This window comes from Streptococcus sp. STC1396 (assembly GCF_058933875.1).
The window spans coordinates 1-9,217 of the sequence record NZ_JBZYCU010000039.1; the positions used below are offsets into that span (position 1 = coordinate 1).

At 44.8% G+C, this 9,217-nt stretch carries 2 protein-coding genes; both read right to left on the reverse strand.

Annotated elements, in window-relative coordinates; genetic code table 11:
• Positions 1–8,490, reverse strand: an 8,490-nt coding sequence (locus AC5FEC_RS10105; RefSeq protein ID WP_493662095.1) for a beta-N-acetylglucosaminidase domain-containing protein, incomplete at its 3' end; no start/stop codon positions are given.
• Between the two features lie 235 nt (positions 8,491–8,725).
• A partial coding sequence (locus tag AC5FEC_RS10110; RefSeq protein WP_493662096.1) for a G5 domain-containing protein occupies positions 8,726–9,217 on the reverse strand: 492 nt, incomplete at its 5' end.

A 9,217-nucleotide genomic window follows, 5' to 3' on the forward strand; every position in this document is an offset into this window, starting at 1 on the left:
GACTGGGGCTTTAGAAACGAAGCTGTCGCGAGTCACACGGCCGGTTTCTTGACCATTTTCGATTGTTACTTCAACCAGCGTTGTCTTCTCACCAGCCTTGCCTTCTTGGACAACTTTTCGCGCGCCCTTAGGCAATTGTGCATTTTCTCGTTCAACAGTGGTAAACGGTAGAGCCTCAGTGATGATATCCAAGCGTGGCTGCTCTACAACTAAATTCTTAACACCTTCCGCTGGGGTCACCTGCTCAACTGGCTTGCCAACTTCCACAATCTGATCAACTGGGTCTTTGGAAACGAAGCTGTCACGAGTCACACGACCAGTTTCTTGACCATTTTCGAAGGTCACTTCAACCAGCGTTATCTTCTCACCAGCCTTGCCTTCTTGGACAACTTTTCGCGTGCCCTTAGGCAATTGTGCATTTTCTCGTTCAACAGTGGTAAACGGTAGAGCCTCAGTGACGATATCCAAGCGTGGTTGCTCGACAACCAGATTTTGGACGCCTTCAGTTGGTGTCACCTGTTCAACTGGTTTGCCAATCTCCACAATCTTATCGACTGGGGCTTTGGAAATGAAGCTGTCACGTGTCACACGACCGGTTTCTTGACCATTCTCCATCGTCACTTCAACGAGCGTAGTCTTCTCACCGTCTTTGCCTTCTTGTACAACTTTTCGTGTCCCCTTAGGCAGTTGAGCATTTTCACGTTCAACAGTGTTAAACGGTAGAGCCTCTGTCACCACATCCAAACGTGGCTGTTCAACTACTGGAATCTTAACACCTTCGTCTGGAGTCGTTTTGTGAACTGGAGGTGTTGGAGTGTCACTTACCTCCGCATGGTAGGTGGAGATTTCATAGAACTCTGGTCGTCCGCCTTCCCATGTCAGCTTAACATCGAGCAAGTGTGCACTATTGGCAAGCTGGAAGGTTTGGAAACTTGTGATAACCGCACCTAAATCTTGCCATGCTGTTTGACCATCTTGGGATACGATTCTTGCCCAAACATGCGCTGAGCTTCCTGCTGGAACATCTGAAATCAGGCGAATGTGGTTGGATTCTGTCTTTTCAGATAGATGGTAAATCAACTCACCGCTATCTTGGGTCGTCTTGTAACTGCTGAGAATATTACCATCTGCTATATTATTCTTTTCAGATGACTTGCTTTCTGTACCGGTACCCTCTACAGTTGGATTGTTGACTGACTTAGTGTATTCTCCATCATTGATAACTAACTCTGTAAATCCAACAAAGCGATGACGATAAGGTGCTGTATAGAGTACTCGGAGATATTTAGCTGCGGTTGCTGCCGGCAATTCTCCCTCAATATAGCGATTGCCTGGTTTCTGTGAATCATGCGTCCAGCCATCCGTCAAGGAATCATCACGCGCTGGATTTTCCTGACCATCACCCACTGATACCACATCTGTCCATGTCTTACCATCTGCGCTGACTTGAATCTTTCCGTCACGGAGATAGTTTTGTGTACCATCTTTGATGTAGGCACGAATCTTCTTGATTTGACGTGTTGACCCAAGGTTGAGAGTCATATGGCCATTAGTTTGTGGAAAATCAGAAAATTCAACATAGGTGTTGAGATCACCATCAAAGAGCTGATCTAGGTTTTTCGCCTTACGTACATCCCCGCTGCCATAGTTTGGATCAATACCCATGCTGGTTGACTCGATTGTTGTCGGCTGAGTTTCCTTGGTAGTTAATAGCAGCGAAGTCGCACCGATTGTCTGTTCCTGATCCGTCTTGTTTTCAAGACGTACATAGCGGACAAGCTGGTGCTCTTGTAACTCAGAAGTGCTGTACCATTCTACTCCATTTGGAGAATAGCGGAGCTGGAGTGCTTGATTAGCATTTTCACCCAGTTTTAAATCCTGAATTTCATGGAGACGATCCAACTTCATTCCAAGATATTGTCCAGCAGCTAGAGTTGTTCCAGCCGGAATCTGCATCTCATAGCGTCCCAGTTTTTCATTTACCTTGGTAGCCTTGAGCTGTTCCACATTAGTGTCTGTGTATTGGTCTGTTCCAGTCTCTGATTCGACAGAGAAGTTACCAATGCGCCACCAGAAATTGGTCTTTTGCGTATTTCTCACGCGCACATAACGGATATTCTGATTGGTTTCAACTTCTTTACTTTGCTCACCAGTCAAGTTGGCTACTGTCGTCCAATTTTGACCATCTTTAGAGACTTCAATGACACCCGCTGCCAGCTTATCTGTCACACCTTGTACCAAACGAATCTTCTTAACTGTTTGTTGTGAACCAAGATCCAACTGCACCCAAGCATCTACTGGTGTTGTATCGCGTTCGCCATTTGCCGTTGAAGAACTTGCCAGCATTGCTTCTGAGCTGTCACTATTGTCTGTCATCTTAGCAGCCGTTGTATTTAGTTTATATACTAGATTTGAACTGATGGTAATGCTGCCAGCCTTCTTCTTGGCATTTTCAAGAGGACGGTTCACTGCGATTTCACGGACAGCAAACCAAGTATTGTCTCGGTCTTCTGTCGCTACCATCCGAACGCCCTTAGCCTTGATGTCGAGATTCTCTAGTGTAATTTCAGACTCATTGCCGACATAGCTACCTTGAGGAAGGGCTGTCCATTCACCAGCTTCATTTAGGTATTCAATCTTAGCCTTGTTAAAGGTGTCTTTCGGATTGCTGACTGCTCCCATAGCAAAGCTCAATTTCTTGATAGAAATCGGCTTGTTGAACTGCAGACCGACATAATCACCCGTGCTAATTCGGGTCGGATTCTTAAAGATAACCTGAGTTGACAAATCCCCGTCCACGACCTGAGTCAAATCACCTTCCCCACCTGTACGGTTGGTAATAAAAGTCGTTACGACTTTATCTGGATTCAATTCTTTTTCGATTTCCTTAGCCAGATATTCTTTTAGGTTGAGGATAAATGGACGGATATGTTGTACACCTAGTTCAGCATTTTCATTGTGGTCGACATACCAGAAGGAATGTTTCTTAGATTGCTCATAAGCTTTCAAGCCCTTGTAGTAATTATTCCAGAGCCCATCAGCATTTTTACCACCAATAGATTCAGTGGCTGTCAAGAGAGCATCTAGAGCGTTCATTTGGTCAATAGTGTTGTCCAGCCAGTACTTAATCTGCTCGCGCATCCGTTCATGACCTGATGCTTTATAAGTCTCAGCTGCTGTTTTTAATTTAGCAAATTCTGCCTTCAATTCTTTCCGCTCCGCTGTGACATCTTGGCCTGCTTTCAGCTTGGTCATAAAGCTAGTCAATTTCGGAGCCAGTTCGACAGATTCTTCTAGCTTCACAACACGAGTATCCATATGCTGGTTAATCATGTGCTTACCAAGCTCGCGGAAGGCAGCAGATTCTTTGGTCTCTGTAAAGCGGCCTGTTTCTGCAAAGTTGAAAGCTATATCGTTGACAGCTTTGGCTTCAGCCTCGTTTTTCCATATATTCCAGCTGTACTCCGCTGCTGAGAAGAGCGCAATCTTAGAAGGCTCTGACTGCTGCATTGGATTGAGCATGACACCGCCGATTAAGCTTGGATCCACTCCTGGATGCAGGAATTTCTCACCGCCGCCTAAGATGAGGTGCTGTTTGGAATTATCCGTACATGGCCAGTTAATCCAGAGCTGAACTGGACGATAAGGTTGACCAGAAGCTTCCAAGTTCCGCTTCAGTTGAGTCAAGAAGTTTTCAGAAACTTCACCCCAAATCTTACCCCCTGTCAGAGTCATGATACTGCTTTGCGGAAGATTTTTGTTTAGAGAGCGTAGTTCGTCTTCTCGACCATTGCCCCAATACTGACTTGGAACAAAAATCATCTCTTTCTTCAAGCCTGAATAAGTCGCTTGTTTTTCGGTCAGCCAATCAGTCATGTCCTTCATCAAGCGATTATAACTTTCGTATCCACCATAAGGTTGAGCTGCATCATCTGCTAGGATACCAAACTCACGAACACCGACGTCCAGTAACTGGGTAAATTTAGCCTTGATTGCATTCAAGTCTTCTTGGTAAACCCTATCATTTTGGAAGCGAATGCGACTGTTCATAAATGGATGAATAGTCCAGACATAGCGAGTCTTGTTTTCGTTCCCCACCTTAGCTAGCTGACGGATTTCTTCTAGTTTTTCTTTTGGATAGAGCTCTCTCCACTTGCTGTTGTGATATGGATCATCTTTTGGTGCAAAGAAATACTGGGTCAGTTTCAAATCACCACCGTAGCGCATCAAGGCCGCACGATCTTCGTTGGACCATGGGTTACCATAATAGCCTTCAATAAAGCCACGGTTCTTCACATCAGCATAGTCTTCTACATTGACCTCGCGCAGAACTGGAGCCTGACTGTCATTAAGCATATGCTTGAGCGTTGTCAAACCATAAAATACAGCATCTGTATCTTTTCCGACGATGGAAATTTGCTGGCCTTTGATAACCAATGAATAAGCATCAATCTTATCAAAGAGGCCTTGGTTCACAGACTCTGCACTCTGAGCTTCTTCCGCTTTTGAGCCAGTTTGATGTACTCCCAGATAGATATTGGTTGCGCCTGCTTCTGCTGTCTTACCAGTAGTATAGGAAATATTGCTGTTTTGCAAAATAGACTTGAGACGATTGCGGGTGTAAATATCAACCTGCTCACCGATAACCAAATGGACTTTTTGGTCCAGTCGTACTAAGCCATTTCCATAAGTAACCTTGTGAGGAGTCGGGAATACCTTGTATTGTTTTTTGAGATAGTCTTGGCTTCTCAAAGCAGCTTCGACTGCACTTGGGTCTGCTGGTTTTTTAGCGACAAAGGTATCTTCCAGCTCAACAGTTCCATCATCTTTCGGTGCTGGAGTTTCTGGTTTTGGATCTGGTTTTGGTGCTGGAGGTGTAGCTGGCTCGTCTGATGTTGCGAGTGGTTTCAAAAGATTGATTTCTGCTGCACTAGCATATCCTTCCACTCCTTGCAAAATCTTCAACTGGATCGTATCAGTTTCTACCGCTTCAAAGTTTGCAATCTTTTCAGCCGTATTATTGTCCCAAGTACCTTCTGCTACTTTGACCAATTGTCCAGCTTTTTTAGCATAGACTTCGTACTGGGTCGCAAGACCATTTCCACCGCCTGGGCGAGGGAGATAAGTCAAAGCATTCACAGCTGTCGCCTGCTTCAGCGTCATTGTGACAGTATAAGACGGATCCTTCTTCGTCCAATGTGAATGCCAGAAGGTTGCAGGATTGCCATCAAAGGCCTTAGAAATAGACCCTTCTGTAGCATTTCCTGGCAGTTGCTCACTGCTAGCTTCCACACGGGCAAGCTGGTCTTGTGCAATCAAACGCGGATTGACAAAAGGCTTATCAGACAAGCTCAGGCTATGCAAGGTACCTTCAAAACCGCCGATTTTCTCAAGAGGTAAGACCAGGCTAGTGTGAGCCAATCTTGGATGGGCTGGGTTGGCAAGACGATTTATCTTCTCGCCATTGACATAGAGCTCCGTTGACTGAGGCTTGGTGACAAAGACGAGTTCATAGCGTTTGCCTTTTTCCAGACTCTTGTCAAACTGAATATGGTGTTGCTCAAACTGATAAGCGACTTTTCCTGACTCATCAGACAAGTAGAGCTTGTTCCCTTCACTAGAAGCCAACTCCTGAACACCGTCTCCTGTTACCGTCACATTAACTTTTAAAACATGACTTGGACCGACATTGCCGATAGCATTTTCAATCTTACTTTCTTTGTTAAAGACCAGACCTTGATCAGTCTTTGTAACATTGCTTGCACCATAGCGCTTGATAGTCTTTTGATTGATGTCATAGGTCTCTGTATCATCAATCTTATACTCTGGATTGCTACCTGGTGCATATATATATTCTGGACGTGGCAAGGTACGGTGAGCAAAGCTGCTAGCAGTTCGGTCGGAACCCCAAGTTTTTTCAGCAGTGACCCTTGTTGCTTCAAAGAAGCGCTTGAATATATCATAAGAAGTCATGCCTGTTTCATGGAGGTCAATATTATCATTCCAAACCGCATGTCCGCCACCCAGGATATGAGGGTTGGAAGCTGCTAATTTTGGACCATTTCCTGCTGTCGTAAAGTCATTTGGAGTCCAGCGATTATACTGATGTTCATAAGAAGAATAGTCTCCGTAAGCTCCTTGTTGATTATTACCATTTGGCACACTGTAGGTCGGAACGTCGGTAATATTGATAATTTTAGCACCGGCCTTCAAGGCTGCTTGCGGTTGCTGCCAGCCCAGACTCCAGATATCCACTTCGACATCCTTTAGATCAACTGGTGTCTGGCCGCTCTTACGGCTGAGTGAGCCCCAAATCCGTGGCGTATAGCCCTTACCTTTGATATAGGTGATCAAATCGTTAACATAACGACGATAGTTTTCATTATTGCCATAGTACTCATCTGTTCCGATGTGAATAGTTTTAACACCTCGAAGTGGGGCATTTTCTCCATCCAACAATTTATCATAAACGGACTTGACAAAGCGTAGCGTTTCGTCATAATGCTTGTCCAGATCCAGCATCGCCACACGCTCTACATTGTGCTTATTCGGACTGAGCTGACCTTGATACATCAAATCTGGACGAACCTTGACAAAGGACAAGGCATGTCCCGGTGTATCAATTTCTGGTACCAGATTAATGCCTAGCTCATCAGCCAAGGCGATGAGTCTTTGCATTTCTTCCTTGGTATAGTGCTGTTTAGAAGTCAAGGCAACGCCATTGTCACCTATAATATCTGTTTGTAAACGGAAGCCTGTATCTGCATGATTGAGCACATACTCTAGCTCTTGCTCTTTGGTCAGATTTTTACCTGCTACGTGCTCCTTGAGGAAGATATAGTTGTCATTCAAGTGCAATTGCAAGTCATTCATCTTGTAGTAGGCCATGTTGAGCATGATGTCCACAAGCGCATCATAAGGAATAAACTTGCGTCCAGTGTCTAGCATAAAGCCCCGGTGGCTGAAACTTGGGAAGTCTCGAATTTCACCATTTTGGATATTTTCTTGGCCCATTTGAAGCAGAGTACGAGTGGCATAGAAGGCACCTTTATTGGTCTGTGCTTCAATGGTAAAGACATTGCCCCGAATCGTAATGCCATAGCCTTCTTCTCCATAGCCCTTATCCATTACCTTTTTAAACTCAATGCGGTGTGCAGCTGTGTGATCTCCCTTTGCTAGCTCTAAGCCTCTTGAAATCAAGTCATTAGCATAGAAATTAGCCGCCTTATCAAAGCCTGAGTCTCCAACAGATAGGACTGTGTCTTCTAAAATGGATGAACGCCCTTCTTCACCATGCCATTGCTGAACGGTCGGAGCAACTTTCGGCTTGTCTCCCACACCTTCGTCTGCATAGCGGCCAGGCACTCGAATCTCAAATTCCTTGGTCACTGTTTGGCCTTCATGTACTTGTTGCAAAGAGACTTTGACCGTTTGTGCTGTCAGAGGCTGATAGATTTTATTGTTTAAATCAATAACACCTTTTTTATTACTGCCGACTAGGCTAACTTCACCTGGCAACTCAGGCATGACTAGCGAGCGACCATCTTGAGCCAAAGTCAATGACTCTACCTGATTAAGATTAGTTATCTGTCCTGGATCAGGAATATTAGAATAAGCCCGCAATTCTTGAATGCCGACATTGCGCCAGCGCATGCTACCCTCAGCGTATTTGGTGATTTCTAACTTGAGATATTTAGCCTCAATCGGAGTGTCAAGATTAACCCTTTCATCTAAGATAGGTTGACCATCTTTTTCATAAGCTAGTTTCCATTTGCGAGTAGCTTCTTCTTCGTTGATAGCTTCTGCTGTAGCATAGTAGAGTTTCCAACCTTGCACATTTGGATCATTAGGCTGGCCCGCTCTCTGTCTGCGATCCCAGTCAATTTCCAACCGCTTGATGGATGTGGTCTTCTCCAGTGTCAGCGTCAGATGAGGATTTACTGCTTCTCGGTCTGTTGCCCAACGGCTGCTATCGTCTCCATCAACAGCCTTATCGGCAGTGTTGGATGTGTTTTGCTCATGGTTTGATGCCCTCACCTGAACATTCAATAAATGATTGACATCAGGGGTATTTACCACTTCTTTTGCTGGTGTAGACGGTTCTGGCTGGGCTGGTTGGGGATGAGTGGTTTCCGCACTGGCAGCAGGCTGATCCGGCTTGGGATTAGCTGTATCTGAAGGTGCTTCATGAGTGTTTTCATTATTGTTGGAAGCAGGTGCTTCATTTTCCCCGGACTCTGCTTTTACTAACTTATCTGCTAATTCAGCAGGCAGTTCTGTTAGCGCTTCTACTTTTTCTACCGTCCCCGAAGGATTCTCCCCACTATCTGCTACTGGACTAACAGTAGTCGTCGGAGTTGACGGTTCAACCTCAGCTGCCGATGCCAACTGAGAACCAAATAGAAGAGCTCCTATCATAACCGAGCAAGCTCCTACGGCATACTTGCGAATGCTGTATGTACATTTCTTTTCAAAAAATCTTTTATCCATGTTTTTATTTTTCTCCTCTTATCAGAGTAAGCACTTTCGATTTTGGTTGAAAAAATACCTTCTTTGTGAATTCTGCCATAGACATAAGTTAAGACTATAAAACCATAAAATGGTGAGAAGAGAGCAAAAATCATCATTTTTGTTTCTTCCCACCTTAGACTATTTAGCTTGGGAAAAATTCACAAACTTATATTATTCAACTTGAAGATTAACATGACTTGAATTACGAGAATTCTCATTTTTCCTTTTTCTTCATTAGGAACAATCCTGTCAATGCCAGCAAGAGGCTCAGAAGGGAGGCAGAATCTGCTGCTGTTCCTGTATTTGGCAGAGTGGCTCTTGCTTCATTTGTTTGGCCTAGTTTAGCTGGAGTGACTGGCTTAACTGGCGCGTCCGGTTTGCTTGGCTGCGTTGGCTGTTCTTCCTTGGTTCCCACTTCCACAATCTTGTCAACTGGGTCTTTGGAAACGAAGCTGTCGCGAGTCACACGGCCGGTTTCTTGACCATTTTCGATGGTCACTTCAACGAGCGTAGTCTTCTCGCCAGCCTTGCCTTCTTGGACAACTTTTCGTATGCCCTTAGACAATTGAGCATTTTCATGTTCAACAGTGGTAAACGGTAGGGTCTCAGTCACCACATCCAAGCGTGGTTGTTCGACAACAAGATTCTTAATGCCTTCTGCTGGGGTCACCTGCTCAACTGGCTTGCCAACTTCCACAATCTTGTC